Source organism: Methylosinus sp. H3A (assembly GCF_015709455.1).
In the GTDB taxonomy this organism is placed as follows: domain Bacteria; phylum Pseudomonadota; class Alphaproteobacteria; order Rhizobiales; family Beijerinckiaceae; genus Methylosinus.
Genome location: NZ_JADNQW010000005.1, coordinates 1,330,594 through 1,349,596 on the forward strand (window position 1 = coordinate 1,330,594; position 19,003 = coordinate 1,349,596).

At 66.4% G+C, this 19,003-nt stretch carries 18 protein-coding genes; 5 read left to right on the forward strand and 13 right to left on the reverse strand.

What is annotated here, in order from left to right:
- Window positions 1-189: 189 nt before the first annotated feature.
- The gene (locus tag IY145_RS09245; RefSeq protein WP_196407945.1) at window positions 190-1,569 is read left to right on the forward strand and encodes a class II 3-deoxy-7-phosphoheptulonate synthase; all 1,380 of its coding nucleotides are present in this window, start codon (window positions 190-192) and stop codon (window positions 1,567-1,569) included.
- 112 nt (window positions 1,570-1,681) lie between these two features.
- Here IY145_RS09245 and IY145_RS09250 read toward each other — a convergent pair whose 3' ends face one another.
- From IY145_RS09250 to fabG, 9 genes are all read right to left on the reverse strand, one after another.
- Entirely contained in the window at window positions 1,682-2,515 is an 834-nt protein-coding gene (locus tag IY145_RS09250) for an FTR1 family protein (RefSeq protein ID WP_196407946.1), read from the reverse strand.
- An 11-nt stretch (window positions 2,516-2,526) separates the two neighbouring features.
- On the reverse strand, window positions 2,527-2,862 hold the full coding sequence (locus IY145_RS09255) for a cupredoxin domain-containing protein (protein ID WP_196407947.1): 336 nt from the start codon (window positions 2,860-2,862) through the stop codon (window positions 2,527-2,529).
- 210 nt (window positions 2,863-3,072) lie between these two features.
- Window positions 3,073-3,408 (reverse strand): hypothetical protein, encoded by a 336-nt coding sequence (locus IY145_RS09260; protein WP_196407948.1) that lies wholly within the window; start codon window positions 3,406-3,408, stop codon window positions 3,073-3,075.
- A 29-nt stretch (window positions 3,409-3,437) separates the two neighbouring features.
- Window positions 3,438-4,076: a guanylate kinase gene (gene gmk / locus IY145_RS09265; protein WP_196407949.1), complete on the reverse strand. Its 639-nt coding sequence runs from the start codon at window positions 4,074-4,076 to the stop codon at window positions 3,438-3,440.
- 87 nt (window positions 4,077-4,163) lie between these two features.
- Window positions 4,164-5,051: a YicC/YloC family endoribonuclease gene (locus IY145_RS09270; RefSeq protein WP_196407950.1), complete on the reverse strand. Its 888-nt coding sequence runs from the start codon at window positions 5,049-5,051 to the stop codon at window positions 4,164-4,166.
- Window positions 5,052-5,102: 51 nt separating this feature from the next.
- Window positions 5,103-6,923 carry an endolytic transglycosylase MltG gene (mltG, locus tag IY145_RS09275; RefSeq protein WP_196407951.1) on the reverse strand — a complete coding sequence of 607 codons (1,821 nt, stop codon included), beginning with the start codon at window positions 6,921-6,923 and terminating at the stop codon, window positions 5,103-5,105.
- A gap of 233 nt (window positions 6,924-7,156) precedes the next feature.
- On the reverse strand, window positions 7,157-8,419 hold the full coding sequence (gene fabF / locus IY145_RS09280; RefSeq protein ID WP_196407952.1) for a beta-ketoacyl-ACP synthase II: 1,263 nt from the start codon (window positions 8,417-8,419) through the stop codon (window positions 7,157-7,159).
- 97 nt (window positions 8,420-8,516) lie between these two features.
- Entirely contained in the window at window positions 8,517-8,756 is a 240-nt protein-coding gene (locus IY145_RS09285) for an acyl carrier protein (RefSeq protein WP_108915518.1), read from the reverse strand.
- Between the two features lie 264 nt (window positions 8,757-9,020).
- On the reverse strand, window positions 9,021-9,758 hold the full coding sequence (gene fabG / locus IY145_RS09290) for a 3-oxoacyl-[acyl-carrier-protein] reductase (protein WP_196407953.1): 738 nt from the start codon (window positions 9,756-9,758) through the stop codon (window positions 9,021-9,023).
- Between the two features lie 371 nt (window positions 9,759-10,129).
- Between fabG and IY145_RS09295 the strand changes: the two genes are divergently transcribed.
- Window positions 10,130-10,936, forward strand: coding sequence for an outer membrane protein (locus tag IY145_RS09295; protein ID WP_196407954.1), 807 nt, complete (start codon window positions 10,130-10,132; stop codon window positions 10,934-10,936).
- Window positions 10,937-10,996: 60 nt separating this feature from the next.
- Here IY145_RS09295 and fabD read toward each other — a convergent pair whose 3' ends face one another.
- The 3 genes from fabD to acs form a co-directional block, all read right to left on the reverse strand.
- A complete protein-coding gene (fabD, locus tag IY145_RS09300; protein ID WP_196407955.1) occupies window positions 10,997-11,944 on the reverse strand; it encodes an ACP S-malonyltransferase in 948 nt (315 codons plus the stop codon).
- A 104-nt stretch (window positions 11,945-12,048) separates the two neighbouring features.
- Window positions 12,049-12,903 carry a serine hydrolase gene (locus IY145_RS09305; protein ID WP_196407956.1) on the reverse strand — a complete coding sequence of 285 codons (855 nt, stop codon included), beginning with the start codon at window positions 12,901-12,903 and terminating at the stop codon, window positions 12,049-12,051.
- Between the two features lie 38 nt (window positions 12,904-12,941).
- Window positions 12,942-14,876, reverse strand: a complete 1,935-nt coding sequence (gene acs / locus IY145_RS09310; protein WP_196407957.1) for an acetate--CoA ligase — start codon at window positions 14,874-14,876, stop codon at window positions 12,942-12,944.
- A gap of 318 nt (window positions 14,877-15,194) precedes the next feature.
- On the opposite strand from acs, the gene IY145_RS09315 reads away from it, so the two are divergent.
- Window positions 15,195-15,689, forward strand: a complete 495-nt coding sequence (locus tag IY145_RS09315; RefSeq protein WP_196407958.1) for a hypothetical protein — start codon at window positions 15,195-15,197, stop codon at window positions 15,687-15,689.
- A 10-nt stretch (window positions 15,690-15,699) separates the two neighbouring features.
- Here the strand turns inward: IY145_RS09315 and IY145_RS09320 are convergent, their stop codons facing one another.
- On the reverse strand, window positions 15,700-16,887 hold the full coding sequence (locus IY145_RS09320) for an MFS transporter (protein ID WP_196407959.1): 1,188 nt from the start codon (window positions 16,885-16,887) through the stop codon (window positions 15,700-15,702).
- Window positions 16,888-17,008: 121 nt separating this feature from the next.
- Between IY145_RS09320 and IY145_RS09325 the strand changes: the two genes are divergently transcribed.
- Together IY145_RS09325 and IY145_RS09330 are read left to right on the forward strand one after the other, a co-directional pair.
- Complete coding sequence (locus IY145_RS09325) at window positions 17,009-18,145, forward strand: methyltransferase (protein ID WP_196407960.1); 1,137 nt, start codon at window positions 17,009-17,011, stop codon at window positions 18,143-18,145.
- 111 nt (window positions 18,146-18,256) lie between these two features.
- Window positions 18,257-18,988, forward strand: a complete 732-nt coding sequence (locus IY145_RS09330; RefSeq protein WP_196407961.1) for a serine protease — start codon at window positions 18,257-18,259, stop codon at window positions 18,986-18,988.
- Window positions 18,989-19,003: the final 15 nt, after the last annotated feature.

Below are 19,003 nucleotides of genomic sequence, written 5' to 3' on the forward strand. Positions count from 1 at the left end.
GTGGTCGAGGCTAGGGAAATCGGCGCGGCGCGTCATCTTGCGGAAAAACCGCAGGTCGCGGGCCCGAGCGCTTCAGACCGCGCGTCTTCGACGGCCGAGCTTCCGGCGCAGCGGCAAAATTGTCGCCTCCCAGGGCGGGCTCCTGTATAGCTGGGCCGCGCAGGGGAGCGGCAAGCAGGAGCCAGGCTAGTGGAGAATTGGACGCCCGGTAGCTGGAGAGCCAGGCCGATCGAGCAGACGCCCGTCTATCAGGATCAGGCGGCGCTCGCCGATGTCGAGCGGCAGCTGGCCGGATTTCCGCCGCTGGTCTTCGCCGGCGAGGCGCGCAGCCTGAAGCGCTCGCTCGCCGAGGTCGCCGGGGGCCGCGCCTTTCTGCTGCAGGGCGGCGATTGCGCCGAGAGCTTCAGCGAGCATTCGGCCGACAATATCCGCGATTTCTTCCGCGTCTTCCTGCAAATGGCGGTGGTGCTGACCTATGCGGCGGCCTCGCCCGTGGTGAAGGTCGGCCGCATCGCCGGCCAATTCGCCAAGCCGCGCTCCGCCCCCACCGAGAAGCAGGGCGCGCTGGAGCTGCCGAGCTATCGCGGCGACATCGTCAACGACATAGAATTCACCGCCGCGGCCCGCACGCCCGATCCGCATCGGCAGCTGATGGCCTATCGGCAATCGGCGGCGACGCTCAATCTCATCCGCGCCTTTGCGACGGGCGGCTTCGCCAATCTCGTCAACGCGCATCGCTGGATGCTCGGCTTCGTCCGCAACAGCCCGCTCTCCGAGCGCTATTCGCTGCTCGCCGATCATATCAGCGAGACGCTCGGCTTCATGCGCGCCATCGGCCTCGATCCCGAGCATCATCCAGAGCTCAGGCAGACGGATTTCTACACCTCTCACGAGGCGCTGCTGCTCGGCTATGAGCAGGCGCTGACCCGCGTCGATTCGCTCGAGGGCGGCTATTTCGCCACTTCCGGCCATTTCCTCTGGATCGGCGACCGCACGCGCCAGGAGGACGGCGCGCATATCGAATATTTGCGCGGCGTGCAGAACCCGATCGGCCTCAAATGCGGTCCGAGCCTGAAGCCGGACGCGCTGCTGCGCCTCATCGACAGACTCGATCCGCAGAATGAGCCGGGGCGGCTCACGCTCATCTGCCGTTTCGGCTCCGACAAAGCGGCCGAGGCGCTGCCGCCGATCCTGCGCGCCGTCGCCCGAGAGGGCCGCAATGTCGTGTGGTGCTGCGATCCGATGCACGGCAACACGATCAGCGCCGGCGGCCGCAAGACCCGGCCTTTCGATCGCGTGATGGCGGAAATCCGCAATTTCTTCGAGGTTCACCGCGCCGAGGGCACCTATGCCGGCGGCATTCACCTCGAGATGACGGGACAGAACGTCACCGAATGCATGGGCGGCGCGCGCGATATCTCCGAGCAGGAGCTCGGCGTGCGCTATGACACGACCTGCGACCCGCGCCTCAACGCCGAGCAGGCGATCGAGGTCGCCTTCCTCGTCGCGGAATTGCTGAAGGCCGAGCGCCTCGCGCGCGACGCTCAGGAGCAGGACGCGGCGGAGTAGAGACAAATCGGCGATGCGCTCTTGGCGAGCCTGAAAGCTCGCGGTCCAAAGCGCTCCCTGGACCGCGAGCCTTCAGGCTCGCTTCATGTCCCGTGCGGCAAAAACCGGGATATCACTCCGCTGCGGCGTGGACATTCGCGGTGCGGGGCCGTGGGGCGGCGAGGCGGGTGGCGATGAATATGCCCGCCAGCGTCGCGACATAGACGACGACCTGCAGCGCCGTCGGCTGGTCGACATAGCCGATCAGCGTGTGCAGCACGCGGCCGAAGAGGCTCGAATCCGCCAGCACGCCGGAGGTGTCCCACACCGTCTGCGACAGAGCGGTGACGATCCAGGCCTGTTGCAGAAAGCCCGCGCATTGCGCCGCGAGACCGGCCGCCAGCAGGGTGATCATCGCCGTCGTCACGGCGAACAAATGCCGCGCCGGAATGGTCACGAGACCGAAATAAGTCAGCGCGCTGACCAGCGCGCCGAGCACGAGGCCGGCGACGCCGCCCGCGAAGAGATCGCCCGCCGATTCGCCGGACGCCAGAATTCCGTAAAGGAACAGCGCCACCTCCGAGCCCTCGCGCAGCACGGCGAGCGCTACGACCAGCGCCAGGGCCAGGAAAGATTTGTCGCCGGAGACCGCGGCACGGCCGGCGGCCGCCAGCTCGCTCGCGAGCTCGCGGCCGTGGCGCGCCATCCATATGTTGTGAGAGGCGAGCATCACCACCGCCACTGCGAGGACGCCGGCGTTGAACAGCTCCTGCCCGCGGCCGGCGACGGCCTGCGACAGAGCATCGGCGAACAGCGCGACGACGCCAGCGCCGAGCATGCCCGCGACCACCCCGCCGAAGACAAAGGCCCGCGAGCCGCGCGCCCCGCGCGTGACCGCGAGCACGATGCCGATGACGAGACCCGCCTCTATGACCTCGCGAAAGACGATGATGAGAGCGCCCAGCATGGTTTGCGTCCTTACTCGACGACGAGCTCGCCCTTGGCCGTGGCCTCGTGATATTCGCCGAAGAAACGATAACGGCCGGGCTTCAGCGGCCGCACGCGCACCGTGATCTCGGCGGAGCCGGCGACGACCTTCTCGATCTTGAGCGCCTTGCTCTCGAATTCCTCCGGGGTCGAATCGAGATTCTTCACGACGATGGTGATCGGCTTGTCGGCGGGCGCATGCAGCTCGGCGGGCGAGAAGCGATGATCCTTGATGGAGATTTCGAGAGAGGTCTCGTCGGCCGCGACGGCGGCGCCGGCGCCCGCCGCGAGAGCGGCGAGGACGAGAAGAATTCGGGAGGATTTCATTTCACGCCTTTCGATGAATCGTTTCGACGCCCGCGCCCATGCCCCGCGCGAAGCGAAGCAAGAACCGGCCCACCGCATGCGCAAAGCCGCCCGCGCGGGCCCGGCCGCGAATGCGCTCGAGCTTGAATATCAAGGTAGAAGATGGTCTGACGGGCTACAACGCCGCAAGTTGAGATTGCTTCCAATCTGACTTGGGCGAAATGTCGCGACTCAACCGGGATAGCCGTGGCGCGCCTTGCTCGCCCGCACCAGCGCGACGGCCTGGGCGTCTCGTCCGGCCGAGCAGGCGGCCGCGGCGGCGCCGATCTCGCCCTCTATCGTCGCATAGACGCCCTGATTCACGTGACCCATGGCGAGGTCATTGTCCATCACCGCGCGATAGCGGGCGATCACGCCCGCGCAACCAGAGCCTTCCGGCAGATTGAAGCCGGCCGGAGTGGTATTGCGCGTCGACGGCGCCTCGGCGACGACGACCGGCTGCGTGGAATTGCAGGCGGCGATGGAGAGGGCCGCGAACGCCGCGGCGAGGAGCTTTGCGAACGTCATCTTCGAACGAAGTCCTTCTTGTCTGGCGATCACTCGCTCAACAGACGCGCGACGAAAGCCTCTATGCCGGCGAGGCGCCGCGGCCGGCGCTGACGCTCGGCCCGCAATATCGCGAGCAGATCGTCGAAGCTGCGCTGCAGATCGTCGTTGACGATCACATAGTCATATTGCTTCCAACGCTGAATCTCGTTGCGGGCGTTCTCGAGGCGGCGCTCGATCGCCTCGCGCGAATCCTCGGCGCGGCGCTCGAGGCGTGAGCGCAGCTCCTTCATCGACGGCGGCAGAATGAAGACGGTGACGGTGTCCGCGCCCATCTTCTCGCGCACCTGCTGCGTGCCTTGATAATCGATGTCGAACAGCGCGTCGCGGCCGTCGCGCAATATCTCTTCGACTGGTCCGCGCGGCGTGCCGTAATAATTGCCATGCACCTCCGCCCATTCGAGCAATTCGCCATTGTCGCGCATCGACTCGAAACGGCTCTTGGAAATGAAGGAATAATGGATGCCGTCGACCTCGCTCGAGCGACGCGGGCGCGTCGTCACCGATATGGAGAGCGTGAGGTCGAGCTCGCGGTTCTGCAGCAGCATGCGCGTCAGCGTCGTCTTCCCCGCGCCGGAGGGCGAGGAGAGGATGAGAACGATTCCGCGGCGGTCTGGCGTTGTGGGCATCTTGGGTCCGAGCGAATAGGGAGTAGCCAATGGCGAGCGGAATGTCCCCGGCTCGCCATTGGCTACTCCCTATTCGCTATTTTCTCCTCACTCAATGTTCTGCACCTGCTCGCGCCACTGCTCGACCTCGATCTTGAGCTCGAGGCCGATGGCGGTGAGCTCGCCGTCATTGGACTTGGCGCAGAGCGTGTTGGTCTCGCGCGACAATTCCTGAGCGAGGAAATCGAGGCGGCGGCCGATCGGCCCGCCCTTCTCGACGAGCGCGCGGGCGCTCGTCACATGGGCCTTCAGCCGGTCCAATTCCTCGCGAATGTCGGCCTTCACCGCGAGCAGCACCGCCTCCTGATGCAGGCGCTGCGAATCGAAGGAATGACCCGTCTCGAGCAGAGCCGCGATTTGGCTCGCGAGGCGCGCGCGCACCGCCTCGGCCGAGCGGCCGGGCAGCGCTTCCGCCTGCGCCGTCAATTCGCCGATGCGCGCGAGCCGCGCCGTCAGCACCTCGCCGATGGCCGCGCCTTCCGCGACGCGGGAGGCCGCGAGCGCGTCGAGCGCCTGCGCCAAAGTCGCGAGCACCTTCGCGTCGAGCGCATTGCGTTGCTCCTCGTCGTCCTCGGGCTCGATGATCTCGACGATGCCGCGCACGGCGAGCAGACCGTCCAGCGACGCCGGTCTCAAAGACGCATGCAGCGGAACATCATCCAGCGCCTTCAACAGGCGCTCGAGCGCGGCGCGATTGACGCGCGTCTCGACGAGCGCGTCGTCGCGGCGCGCCGTGAGATTGGCGAAGCAGGAGCCGCGGGCGATTCGGCCCGCGATGAGCGCGCGCGCCTTCACCTCCACCGCGTCGAAATTGGGCGGGACGCGCAGTCGCAGGTCCAGCCCCTTGGAATTGACAGTCTTGATCTCCCAGGCGTAGCGCCACGGCCCGAGACTGTCGTGGGCGCGCGCGAAGCCGGTCATGCTGGCGAGAGACATTGCGATCCTTGGCAGGGACGAAGAGCGAATTCGCTGCTCGCTATTGGCCGGTCAACGAAACTTCGCCACATCCGGCACGGTCTTGGCGGAGTTCAAATCCCAACCGCGGTCGCGCAACGGATCGAGCGCGGTGCCTTCCGAGGCGTCGAAGGCGCGCGCGCGAGCGGAGCGCGGCGGCTGGGCGGCGTCGGCCGTGGCCGTGGCCGTGAGCGGCAAGGGCCGCTCCTCCACGGAGAGGCCGAGCCGGGCGGCCCGAGCACGCTGCTCGGCGCGCAGAGCGCTGGAGACCGGATAGCTCGCCGCCGAATCGAGCCCATCGTCCTCCGCGAGCTCGTCGGAGCCGGCCTGCGATTCGTCCGACGCGGCGCTTGCCACCAGCGTGACGGCCGCCCGCGCCTCCGGCTGCGCGCGCTGCGCGAATTGCGTGGTGAACAGCGGCGGCGCCGCCATCGTGGCCGCAGCGGCGCGCTCGGCGGCGAGCCGCAGGCTCTCCTCATTGTCCCCGGCATATTCGAACGGAATGGCCGGCAGAGCGGCGCCGATTCGCTTCAGCGCGCCATGGCGGGGATCGCCCGCGACGATCTGCGGCTCCATGCTCGCCTCGGCGAGCGCGACGAGGCGGCCGATCGCGGCGTCGCCACGCTTCTCGCGCGGAGCGGACTGCGTCGGCCCGACCACGGAGCCGGGCTCCAGACGATCGACTCCGGTGGCCCTGTCCTTCTCGATCTGCCGCCAGCGCTGCACATTCCGCGCATGCTGCTCGAGCGTATCGGCGAACACATGACCGCCCGTGCCGTCGGCGACAAAATAGAGCTCTTGCGTGCGCGAGGGATTGGCGACCGCTTCCAGCGCCGCCCGGCCCGGATTGGCGATCGGTCCCGGCGGCAGGCCCTCGATCGCATAGGTGTTATAGGGCGTCCACTTCTCGACCTCGGACTTCAATATGCCGCGGCCGAGCGTCGCGCGGCCGCCGACGAGGCCGTAGACGATGGTGGGGTCCGATTGCAGCCGCATGCCCTTGCGCAGGCGGTTGACGAAGACGGCGGCGACGCGCGGACGCTCGTCGGCTTTGCCGGTCTCCTTCTCGACGATGGAGGCGAGCGTCACCAGCTCATAGGGCGTCTTCACCGGCAGATCGGGATTGCGGCGCGCCCAGATTTGATCGAGCAGCTTGCGCTGATCCTCCTGCATCTTCAGCAGCAGCTTGGCGCGGGGATAGCCGCGCGCGACCTTATAGGTCTCCGGCAGCAACGCGCCTTCCTTGGGCAGCTCCGCCATGTCGCCGGCCAGAACCTCGCTGTCGCGCAGACGGGAGACGATCTGCTCGGTCGTCAGCCCCTCGGGAATGGTGACGCCATGCAGGATCTGCCGGCCGTTGACCAGCTCGTCCATGACCTCGCGCAGGCTGGCGTTCTGCTTGAACGCATATTCGCCCGGCTTCAGCTTGCTACGCACGCCCTCGATCAGCATGGCGATGTTCATCAACATGGGATTGTCGATGACGCCGTCCCGCTCGAGCTGCGCGAGAATCTCGGGAACGTCGCTGTGCGGGGCGATATAGACGATCTTCTCGGCGGAGAGCGGGCCGGGCTCGCGCAGCTTGTGCAGCACCGCGATGAGGCCGAAGACGCCGGCGACCGCGAGCACCAGCAGCAAGGAGAGGAAGCTGCTCACCGCGGAGAGCGCTCCCTCCCGCTTCTTGGAGCGCGGCGGAGGCGGAGGCGGCGCGTCCGGCTGCAACGCCCCCCCGGCGCTACGCAGGCTCGCGCGACGCCGGAAGAAAGAGGAGGACTCCTCGTTCTTGGAGTCGGATTTGGGGTCGGACGCGCCGTCCTTGGGCGTCTCCGGCGAATCGTTTGGAGCATCGCTCATCGGGAACACTCCGTCTCTTGGGTTTCGGGCCGCGTCGTGATTCGGATCAAATCCAAACTCGCCGACTCGAAGAACGCGACGGACCGACGAACTGAGCGCCTCGGCAGCCGGTTCGCTGGAGAGGATTGCGACGACTTTACGGCGCTCCCGCGTCCGTTACCCTATCGTTCTTTGTGGCGAAATCAGGAGCGACCCCTCGTCCACAGGCGCGAATCGGAGCAGCGAACCGCCGCTCACTGCGCGCGCCGGAACACGAGGGACGCGTTGGTGCCGCCGAAACCGAAGGAATTCGACAGGACGATATCGATCTTCCGCTCTCGCGCCTTGTGCGGCACGAGGTCTATTTCGGTCTCGACCGAGGGATTGTCCAGATTGCGAGTGGGCGGCGCGACGCCGTGATTGAGCGCTAAAATGGAATAGATCGCCTCGACGGCGCCGGCCGCGCCGAGCAGATGCCCGATCGCCGATTTGGTCGAGGACATGGACAGGCGCGGGGTCTCGGCGCCGACGAGCCGCTGCACGGCCGAAAGCTCGATCTCGTCGCCGAGCGGCGTCGAGGTGCCGTGCGAATTGACATAATCCACCTCGGAGACGCGGATGCCGGCGCGCTTCAGCGCGATCTCCATGCAGCGATAGGCGCCGTCGCCGTCCGGCGCGGGCGCCGTGATGTGATAGGCGTCGCCCGACATTCCATAGCCGATGAGCTCGGCGTAGATTTTCGCGCCGCGGGCGATGGCGTGCTCATAGGATTCGAGCACGACGCAGCCCGCGCCCTCGCCCATGACGAAACCATCGCGATCGCGGTCATAGGGACGCGATCCGGCCTCGGGACGATCGTTGAAGCCGGTCGACAGCGCCTTGCAGGCGGCGAAACCCGCGACGCCAATGCGATTCACCGGCGATTCGGCTCCGCCCGCGACCATCACCTCCGCCTCGCCGAGCGCGATCAGCCGGGCCGCGTCGCCAATGGCGTGCGCGCCGGTGGAGCAGGCCGTGACGACGGCGTGATTGGGGCCCTTGAGGCCGTGCATGATCGACACATAGCCGGAGGCCAGATTGATGATGCGGCCGGATATGAAGAATGGCGAGACGCGCCGCGGACCCTTGTCCTTCAGCGTGACCGAGGTCTCGTAGATTCCGCCGAGCCCGCCGATGCCGGAGCCGATCAGAACGCCGGTCGTATTCTGCTTCTCGGGCGTGTCCGCCCTCCATCCGGCGTCGGCCAGCGCCTGAGTCGCCGCGCTGACGCCATAGATGATGAAGTCGTCGACCTTGCGCTGCTCCTTCGGTTCGAACCAGGCGTTCGGATCGAAGGTTCCGTCGGTTCCGTCGCCGCGTGGCACAAAACCTGCTATTTGACACGGGAGATCGGACGCCTCGAAAGTGTCGATGCGTCGAAAACCGTGTTCTCCGGCGATCAGTCGCCGCCAGTTGACGTCCACGCCACAGCCCAACGGCGAAACGATGCCGAGACCGGTGACTACCACCCTGCGCATGGATTCTCTCGAGCGCTATGCCTTATATTTCAGTGACTGTCTCGAAGACGCGACAGCGCGGATCGTTCGACGATCCGCGTCGCGTAGGCTCGTCGCCTCAAGCCGCCTTGGCTTTTTCGAGATAGGTGATCGCGTCGCCGACCGTGTTGATCTTCTCGGCCTCTTCGTCCGGGATCTCGACGCCGAACTCCTCTTCGAAGGCCATGACCAGCTCGACGGTATCGAGCGAGTCGGCCCCGAGATCGTCGACGAAAGACGCCTCCGGCTTCACTTCTTCTTCTTTGACGCCGAGATGTTCGACAACGATACTCTTAACGCGCGGGGCGATATCGCTCATCTGCTCTGATCCTCGTTCGATCGCTCTGCTGACATCGATTTGGCGGATCCAGAGTTCGGCTCGGACCACGCTCGATCGTCTCAGGGGTAAACTACTTCACATTTCCGCGGTTTCGCTCGCGCGATCCGCCGAAACGTCGCCATTGGGAGGCGAACCGATTCGCTGGCCCGAATTGCTCTTACGGCGTCGCCCCCGGCCAGCGTCGCGTCTGGTAGCATAATTAATTCGCCGTGGCGAGAGGCGCCCCGCGGCATTTCGGGGGCTTCAGATCATCGCCATTCCGCCGTTCACATGCAGTGTCTGGCCGGTGACATAAGCCGACTCGTCGCTCGACAGATAGACGACGGCGGCGGCCACATCCGCGCCTGTTCCGAGCCGCCCGGCCGGCACGGCGCGCAGGATGGTCTGCTTCTGCGTTTCGTTCAGCGCGTCGGTCATCGGGCTCTCGATGAAACCCGGAGCGACGCAATTGACGGTGATGCCGCGCGAGGCGACCTCGGCCGCGAGCGATTTGGTCATGCCGATCATGCCCGCCTTGGCCGCCGCATAATTACCCTGGCCGGCGTTGCCGGTGACGCCGACCACCGAGGTGATGCCGATGATGCGGCCGAAACGCTTGCGCATCATGCCGCGCAGCGCGGCGCGCGACAGGCGGAAGGCCGAGGTGAGATTGACGTTCAGCACCGCGTCCCAATCCTCGTCCTTCAAGCGCATGAACAGCATGTCGCGGGTGATTCCGGCGTTGTTGACCAGAATGTCGAGCCCGCCCATCGCCTTTTCCGCCGCCGGGACCAGCGCTTCGGTCTGGGCCTTGTCGGAGAGGTCGCCGGGCAGCACATGGACGCGCTCCCCGAGCTCGGCGGCGAGCGTGGCGAGAGCCTCCTCGCGCGTTCCCGAAAGGGCCACGACCGCGCCGCTCTTGTGCATCGCGCGCGCGATGTCTTTGCCGATGCCGCCGCTCGCGCCGGTCACCAGCGCCGTCTTGCCGGTCAGATCGAACATCTCTCTCCCCCTCGCCGCCGCTTTCGTCGCGCGGCTTCGCGAAACTCGATGCGTCTCTATAGGGCGCCGGCCGCGCGGCGCGCAATCGAATGGCGCGGCGCCCCTCTTTGTCGCATTAGGTAGTTTCGCGGAGAGAAAATCCGGCTCAGGTGTAGTACAAATGCTACGACTCAAACTTACCTAGGGGTGCTTTTTTATCACACGGCCAAAATAAATAAGCTCCGTGATCGAATATAGCCTTTTTCGGCGTTTACAGTGTCAGCGATTTACGAAATCTTCGTTCCGCAGCGGTTCGAATGCTTATGTTGCTGGGGTCGAACGGCGTGATTGGCGTGCGTGCGCCGATTTTTAGAGAATTGAAGGAGCCATCTATGAAAAACAGGATTTCCGTTCTGGCGATCTCTTCGGCGCTGCTCGCCGGCGCGGCCAGCGCGGCCGATCTGCCCTCGCGCAGGGAAGCGCCCGTCGTCTTCGTTCCGCCGCCGGCCTTCTCCTGGACCGGACCCTATGTCGGCCTGAACATCGGCGGCGGCTGGGTCGACCGCAGCCGCAACAACAATAATTGGGGCGGCGGCTGGAACAACAACAATGGCAACAACAGCGGCGGCATCGTCGGCGGCGGCCAGCTCGGCTGGAACTATCAGATCTCGCCGCTCTTCGTGGTCGGCCTCGAGACGGATATCCAGGGAACGAGCATCGGCAGCGGCGGTGGCAACAATAATAATTGGTGGGGCGGCTTGAGCAATGCCGACCGGGTGCGCGTGCCTTGGTTCGGCACCGTGCGCGGCCGTCTCGGCCTGGCGCTGCTCGATTCGCGGCTCTTGATCTACGGCACCGGCGGCTTCGCCTATGGCGAGGTGAATCGCCCCTTGCTCGGCTGGTGGGGCAACAACAACAACAATGACGTGCGCGGCGGCTGGACGGCCGGCGGCGGCGTCGAATGGGCCTTCCTGCCCAATTGGTCGGCCAAGATCGAATATCTCTATACGGAGCTCAACGACAACGCCAACAACAACAATAATTGGTTGCTGCTCGCGCCGATCGTTCAGCCGGGCCCTCTCGGCATCGGGGCTTTGGGCGGGAACTGGAACCGCCGCACGCAGATCAACACCGTGCGCGCCGGCGTCAATTACCACTTCAATCTCTTCAGCCCCACTCCCGTGGTTGCGAGATACTGAAGCGTCCTCCTCCTCCCGGACGAAGAGCCCGGCCCTTGTGGCCGGGCTCTTTTTTTGCCGTCAGGCGAAGGCGCGATAAGCGTCCAGATCCTCGGGCGCGCCGACGACGAGGCCCGCAGCGCCCGAGGCGATGCGCTTCAACAGGCCTGTGAGCACCTTGCCGGCGCCGCATTCGACGAATTTGTCGACGCCCTCTCCCGCCATGAAGGCGACGCATTCGCGCCAGCGCACGGTGCCCGTCACCTGCTCGACCAGAAGCCCGCGGATATCGTCCGGCGAAACGACCGGCCGCGCCGTCACATTGGCGACGACGGGGACTTTCGGCGCGAGGATCGTCGTCGTCGCCAGAGCGTCGCGCATGGCGTCGGCGGCGCCTTGCATCAGCGCGCAATGGAAGGGGGCGGAGACAGGGAGCGCCACGGCGCGCTTCACGCCGCGCTCCTTGGCGAGGAGAATCGCCTTCTCGACGGCGGCCTTGGCGCCCGAGATGACGATCTGACCGCCGCCATTGTCATTGGCGACCTGGCAGACCTCGCCCTCCGCGGCGGCGGCCGCCTCGGCGATGGCGCGGGCGGCCTCGAGCTCGACGCCGATGAGCGCCGCCATCGCGCCCGCGCCGACCGGAACCGCCGCCTGCATCGCCTGACCGCGCAGCCGCAAAAGCCGCGCCGTGTCGGCGATGGAGATCGCCCCGGCGGCGGCGAGCGCCGAATATTCGCCGAGCGAATGGCCGGCGACAAATTTCGCGTCGCGGGAAAGATCGAGCCCGGCCTCGGCCTCGAGCACGCGAATGGCGGCGAGCGAGACGGCCATCAGCGCCGGCTGGGCGTTGGCGGTGAGCGTCAGCTCCGCTTCCGGGCCCTCGAACATGATCTTCGAGAGCGGCGCGCCGAGCGCGGCGTCCACTTCCTCATAGACGGCGCGCGCCTGAGGAAAGGCCTCGCCGAGCGCCTTGCCCATGCCTACCGCCTGCGACCCCTGCCCCGGAAATACGAATGCCTTCGCCATGCGCTGCTCGCCTCGCTCTGATTGGTTCGAGATACGGGCCGAGTGGAGCCTAGACGGGCGACCTGTCAAGCGGGCGTGAACGCTCGCGTCCCGCCTGCGGCGCGTCAGGCGAGGAATCGAAACACCTCTGTCTCGGCGATACGCTCCGCCGACAACCCCGTCCAAAGCGCCGCCGCTTTGCGGCCTCGTGCGTAAACCGCGATCCTGCTGCCGGGGCCCTCGCCGGAGTGACCGAGCGGATGATTTAACGGATCGGTCGCCGATAGCATGAGGCCGAGCCCATAGGCCGGATCGGGATGAAGGACGCTGCGATGCTCCGGGAGCGGACGCCGTTCGAGCATCGCGGCGCGCATGTCAGGTCTGAGCAGACCGTCGGAGATCAACATCCGCAGGAGGCGGGCGGCGTCCTCCACCGTCCCGACGACCAGACCGTGGTAGACCCAACCCGGATGATAGTCGCCGGCGTCTCCCATCTGAACGCCCGCGAGGTCGGCCGGCGTCGTCGCCAGGCGAGCGGTCGTCAGCCCAGCGGGCGCGAATACGAGCCGTCGAAGCGCGGCCGCAAGCGTCAGGCCGGACGCGCGCTCGATCGATCGCGCGACTTCCATATAGCCGATATTGGAATAGGCCCAGTTCGTGCCGGGTTCATAGCGCAGCCGATCCGCCTGGAGCTCGGCGAGCAGCCGATCGGCGGGCCAAGGCGTTCTGCTCGCCGCCACATCCTCCCGGTAGCGGGGCGCGGAGCCGTAGTCGGGCAGCCCCGCTTCATGACGAAGAAGCTGACGTAGACTATATCGCGCGCCGGCGATCGGCTCGCTCAAGCTCAGCGAGCCGATCTCCACCAGGCGGAGAGCGGCGATCGCCAGAACGGTCTTTGTGAAGCTCCACCACGGCGCCGGATCGACGGTCCCGGAAAGCGTCACGCCGCCCGCCTCATCGATGAAGGCTCCAGATTCCATCACGTCACACCGCGAAGAGAAGCTGTCTCGCCGGTCCGTCACCCCGCCGGACGGTTCTTGATGAGATCCTCCACCACGCTCGGATCGGCGAGCGTCGAGGTGTCGCCGAGCGCGCCGAACTCATTCTCGGCGATCTTACGCAGAATGCGCCGCATGATCTTGCCCGAGCGCGTCTTCGGCAGGCCGGGCGCGAATTGGATCACATCCGGCGAGGCGATGGCGGAAATCTCCTTGCGCACGAAATCGACCAGCTCCTTGCGCAGACGCTCGGACGGCTCGACGCCGCCCATCAAGGTCACATAGGCGTAGATGCCCTGGCCCTTAATCGAATGCGGGAAGCCGACGACCGCGGCCTCGGCGACCTTCTCATGCGCGACGAGCGCGCTCTCTATCTCCGCCGTGCCGAGGCGATGGCCCGAGACATTGATGACGTCGTCGACGCGGCCGGTGATCCAATGGTAACCGTCCTTGTCGCGCCGGCAGCCGTCGCCGGTGAAATATTTGCCCGGATAGGCGGTGAAATAAGTCTGCACGAAACGCTCGTGATCGCCGAACACTGTGCGCGCCTGTCCCGGCCAGCTGTCGGCGATGACGAGATTACCCTCCGTCGCGCCCTCCAGAACATTGCCATTGGCGTCGACGATCTCCGGCTGCACGCCGAAGAAGGGAAGCGTCGCCGAGCCCGGCTTCAACGCCGTCGCGCCCGGCAGCGGCGAGATGAGAACGCCGCCCGTCTCCGTCTGCCACCATGTGTCGACGATGGGGCAGCGGCCCTCGCCGACGACACGGTGATACCACTCCCAGGCTTCCGGATTGATCGGCTCGCCGACCGAGCCGAGCAGGCGAATGGATTTGCGGCTCGTCTTCGTCACCGCCTCCTCGCCTGCGCCCATCAGCGCGCGGATCGCCGTCGGCGCCGTGTAGAAAATATCGACCTTGTGCTTGTCGACGACCTCCCAGAAGCGCGAGACGGTCGGATAATTGGGCACGCCCTCGAACATCAGCGTCGTCGCGCCATTGGCGAGCGGGCCATAGACGATATAGCTGTGGCCCGTCACCCAGCCGACATCGGCCGTACACCAATAGATGTCGCCCTCGCGGTAGTCGAAGACGAGCTCATGCGTGAGCGCGGCGTAGACGAGATAGCCGCCGGTCGTGTGCAGCACGCCCTTGGGCTTTCCGGTCGAGCCCGATGTGTAGAGGATGAACAGCGGATCCTCGGCGCCGACCTCGGCGTAAGGGCAATCCTCGGGAACCTTCTTCGCCTCGTCCTCGTAACGGAAATCGCGGCCGGGCTTCATATCCACCTTCGCGCCCGTGCGCGTGACGACGATGACGGTCTTGGCGGAGACCTTCTCCAGCGCGGCGTCGACATTGTCCTTGAGCGGCGATTTGCGGCCACCGCGCACGCCCTCGTCCGCCGTGATGACGACGTCCGATTGCGCATCCTCTATGCGGCCGGCGAGCGCATCCGGCGAGAAGCCGCCGAACACCACGGAATGCACGGCGCCGATGCGCGCGCAGGCGAGCATGGCGTAGGCGGCTTCCGGAATCATCGGCATATAGATCGTCACGCGATCGCCTTTGCGTACGCCATGCGCCTTCAGCACATTGGCGAAGCGGCAGACCTGCTCGTGCAATTCGCGATAGGTGATGTGACGCGAGAGCGAAGGATCGTCGCCCTCCCATATGATCGCGACTTGATCCGCGCGATGCGGAAGATGGCGATCGATGCAATTCATCGCGACATTGGTGGAGCCGTCGCCGAACCATTCGATCGCGACATTATGCGTGTCGAAGCTGACGTCTTTCACGCGCGTGAACGGCGCGATCCATTCGATGCGCTGCGCCTGCTCCGCCCAAAAGCCATTCGGATCGGCGACAGACTGGCGGTAGAGCTCTGCATATTGCTCGGCGTTTATGCGCGCTTCCTTCCCCCAGGCCTCGGGCACAGCATAGATCTTGTCAGACATTCGAGCGTTTCCCTCGGGTGACCGCGGCGCGTTGGCGCGCCGTCCGCTTTGTCGTCAATATGACCTTTTTCGCCGTCTCGGGCTATGGCGTCCTCGCGCCTGGGGCGCCCGCCTTTTCGGCGCCGCGAGCCTGGCCGGGCTCTGCGACGCGGCGCCGCGCGGGCGCGACATCAGGTCGCAGATCGTTTCGAATTGCTACGTATTACAGGAGCGCTGCGCATGCTGCGAGCTGAATTTCTTCCCGGCGAGAGACTGGTCGGCGCCGGATTTGCGGCTCTTTTAGACGGCGCGACGCCCCAATGCCTTCGAGGAGCCGAGATGAAGACCCCTTCGTTCGACGATGTTCGCGAGCTATGCCTTCGCCGTTGCGACACGATTTTCTACTCGCTGGTGGCGATCGTCGCCCTGGCCCGCGCGATCGTCGATTTCCAGCAAGGCGCGTTCAGCCTCGGGCTTTATTCCTCCCTCGTCGACATCATCGGCTATCGCGAATTGCTGCGGCTGTTCCTGTGGGCGCGCGAGAATCCGCGCTACGCCATCGCCTCGCTCTATGGAGCGGTCATCGCTTCGGCGCTGCCGGTCATGTTCTCGCATCCGAGCGCCTTCCTCTTCGAATGCACGGTCTATCTGCTGCTGCGCATCGCCGCCAATCTTTTGGTCGGCCTCGACGAGCGGGCGGTCTTCAAGCTCTATCGCGAAGTGCTGTTCGATTATTACAATCGCAAGCCGCCGCAGAAGCGCGACCGCAAGCGGCGCAAAACTCTGCTCGAGCGTCTCGGCCTCGAGGAAGGCTTCGCTCCGGGAACCGCTTGAGCTGTGACGCTCAGCGCTTCGGCCCCGTCTCCGGCATGGCGACGAGGACCAGCGCGAGCCCCGCGAGAGCGATGGCGGCGAGCGTCAGAAAGCCCGCCGCATAGCCGCTCGACGTGACGATGAAGCCCGCGACGGAGAGGCTCGTCGCGCCGCCCACGCCCTGCACGAATCCGAGGCCGCCGCGCGCGAGGCTGTAATGGCCCGTGCCGCGCATGATGTCCGCGAGCACGAGCGGCAGCAGCGCGTCGAACAGACCGCCGCCGACGCCGTCCAGCAATTGCGCGGCGAGCAGCCGCAAAGGCGTGTCGGCGAAGACGCAGGCGAGATCGCGCGCGAACAGCGCCGCGAAGGCGAGAACGATGAGCGGCTTGCGGCCGATGCGGTCGGCGCGCTCGACGAGCAGCGCCATGCCGATCGTCGAGAGCTGCGCGAGAATGATCGCCGCAGATGTGACGCCGCTCTCGAAGCCGGGATTTTCCGAGGCGAGCTTCTGCGCGATGAGCGAGAGAGCAGGCGCATTGGCGAAATTGAACAGCGCCGCCGCCGCCGCAAAGATCAGCAGCGTCCGGTAATGCAGGAGATCGCGCAGCTTTCCGGGCTGCGGCGGATGCGCGGGATCGACATCCTCGAGCCCGCGGGCGCGGTCGTGATCGATCGCCGCGGCGGGAATGGCGAAAGCCGCCCGCGCCGCGAGCACAGCAAAGATCGGCGTCAGATAGAAAGGCGCCGTCTGCGAGACGAGGACGCCGACGAAGCCGACGATTCCGGCGATGAAAATATTCCCCGCCCGATCGAAGGCGGCGTTGCGGCCGAGCCGCTCGGCGAGCCTGTCGCGGCCATAGAGGCCGAGCGTGATCGCCGCCACAGCGGGCGCGAAGACGGCGCCGAGCGTCGCCATGACGACATCCGCCGCCACCACGACCGGAATGCTCGGCGCATGTATGATGGCGAGCCCGCAGGCGCAGAGGACGAAGCTCGACAAAACCAAAAGCTCGCGCTTGGCGTGGGTGCGGTCGATGAAGGCGCCGACAGCCGGATGGGCGGCGATGCCGACGAGCCCGCTCACGGTGAGCACGGCGCCGATCTCCGCCTGGCTCCAATGCGCCTGGGTGAAGAGATAGACGCCGACGAAAGGCCCGAGCCCGCCGCGCACATCGGCGAGGAAAAAATTGAGCCGGTCGAGAGCGTCCAGGCGCATGGCGGCGATGGTCCCGTGGTTCCCCCTCCGGTCAAACGCCCGAGCCAGGGATAATCGACGTTTGCGAGTCGCCGCTTTTGGGCTAGGAGCGGATTATCTATGCATGGCGGAGGGGCCGCATATGGGGCAGTTCTTTCGGGACAGGCTGCGGCGGCTCCGGGATCGGCTGGTGTCGAGCCCGCGCTTCCAGCGCCTCGCGGCCGCGCATCCGCTGACCCGCGCGAAGGCGCGACGGCGCGCGCGGGACATGCTCGATCTTTGCGCCGGCTTCGTCTATTCGCAGGTGCTGCTCGCCTGCGTGCGGCTGAAGCTATTGGAGCTGCTGCTCGAGCAACCGCGCGATGTGGAGCAGGTCGCAAAAAGCCTCGAGCTCTCGACCGAGGCCGCGGCGCGGCTGCTCGACGCCGCCGCCTCGCTCGGCCTGGTGGAGCGGCGCGGCAAGGGGCGCTTCGGCCTCGGCGAGCTCGGCGCGGCGCTCATCGGCAATAGAGCGGCGCTCTCGCTGGTCGCGCATCAGCCCATGCTCTACGCCGATCTCGCCGATCCTGTGGCTCTGCTGCGGGGCGACGAAGCCGCCGAGCCGCGGCTCGCCGATTATTGGCCCTATTCGGCCGCCGAAAATCCGGCCGAGCTCTCCGCCGAGGAGGTCGCGCCCTATAGCGCGCTGATGGCCGCCTCGCAGCCGCTGGTCGCGCAGGAGCTGCTCGACGTCTACCCCATTCGTCGCCACAAGCGCTTGCTCGACGTAGGCGGCGGGGAAGGCGCCTTTCTCGCCGCGGCGGCGGCGCGCGCGCCGAGGCTGCAGCTGATGCTCTTCGATCTGCCGGCCGTCGTGGAGCGCGCCCGCGCCCGGCTCGACGAAGCGGGACTGACGAAACGGACGAGCTATTTCTCCGGCAATTTCCTCGCCGATCCGCTGCCCAAGGGCGCGGATGTGATCACGCTGATTCGCATCGTCCATGATCATGACGACGCCTCCGCGCTGGAGCTGTTGCGCAATGTGCGCCGCGCCCTGCCGCGCGACGGGACGCTGCTCATCATCGAGGCCATGTCTGGCGTCGAGGGGGCGGAGCCGCTCGACGCCTATTACGGCTTCTACACGCTGGCCATGGGCCGCGGCGAGCCGCGCACCGTGACCGAGTTGCAGAAGCTCGCGAAAAAAGCGGGCTTCGGCCGCTTCCGCCTGCTGAACAATCCCATGCCCATCGTCGCGAGCATTCTGGCCGCGCGGCCCGATCCAGACTATCACGGGCCTTGAGCTGGCGGTCCGGCCCGAACTTGCCGGGACCGAGCGGAGCAGCCATGTCTCCGACGGGGGAAAGTCTCCCGTGGGGGAGAAAGGGTCTCCGGTGGGGGAAAAGGCCGGCCGATGACGATCGAACCATTGCTTCTCACCACCGCGCGCGTCTGCACCTTCGTCGGCCGAGCTCCGCTGACCAACGCCAGCGGCTTCTTCTTCGAGCGCGGCGAGCGGCTGTTTCTGGTGACGAGCCGCCATGTGCTGAGCGATTCGGCGAGCGGGCATTTTCCCGACCGCATCGAGATCGAGCTGCACAATGACGCGCAGAATATGGCCAAATCGACCGGCTTCTCGATTCCGCTCTACGAAGACGGCAAGAGCGTCTGGCGCCAGGGCGTCGACGCCGGCGGCGAGGTGGATGTGGCGGCGATCGAGATCGAGCGACAGGCGCTGCCGGAGCCGACCATCTATCGGGCCTTCACCCCCGCGAATCTTCCCGGCGGCTTCGATCAGGTCGAGATCGGCTCCTCTGTGCTGATCCTCGGCTTTCCGCTCGGCTTCCACGACACGCTGCATCATATGCCGGTGGCGCGGCAGGGCGTCGTCGCCTCCTCCTTCGGCCTGCGCTTTCAGGGCCAGGGTTATTTTCTGACCGACGCCCGCACTCATCGCGGCGCGAGCGGCGCGCCCGTCGTCGCCCGCGTGCCGGCGCTGGAGGCGGGCCAGGGCGATCTGCCCTGGACGCTGCTCGGCGTCCATTCGGCGCGGCTCGACGTCGGCCGCGACGCCCAGCAGGACGAGGCGCTCGGCCTCAATTGCGCCTGGTACGCGGATATTCTGCTGCCGCTGACCGAAGGCTGAGCGGCGCCGCTTTGC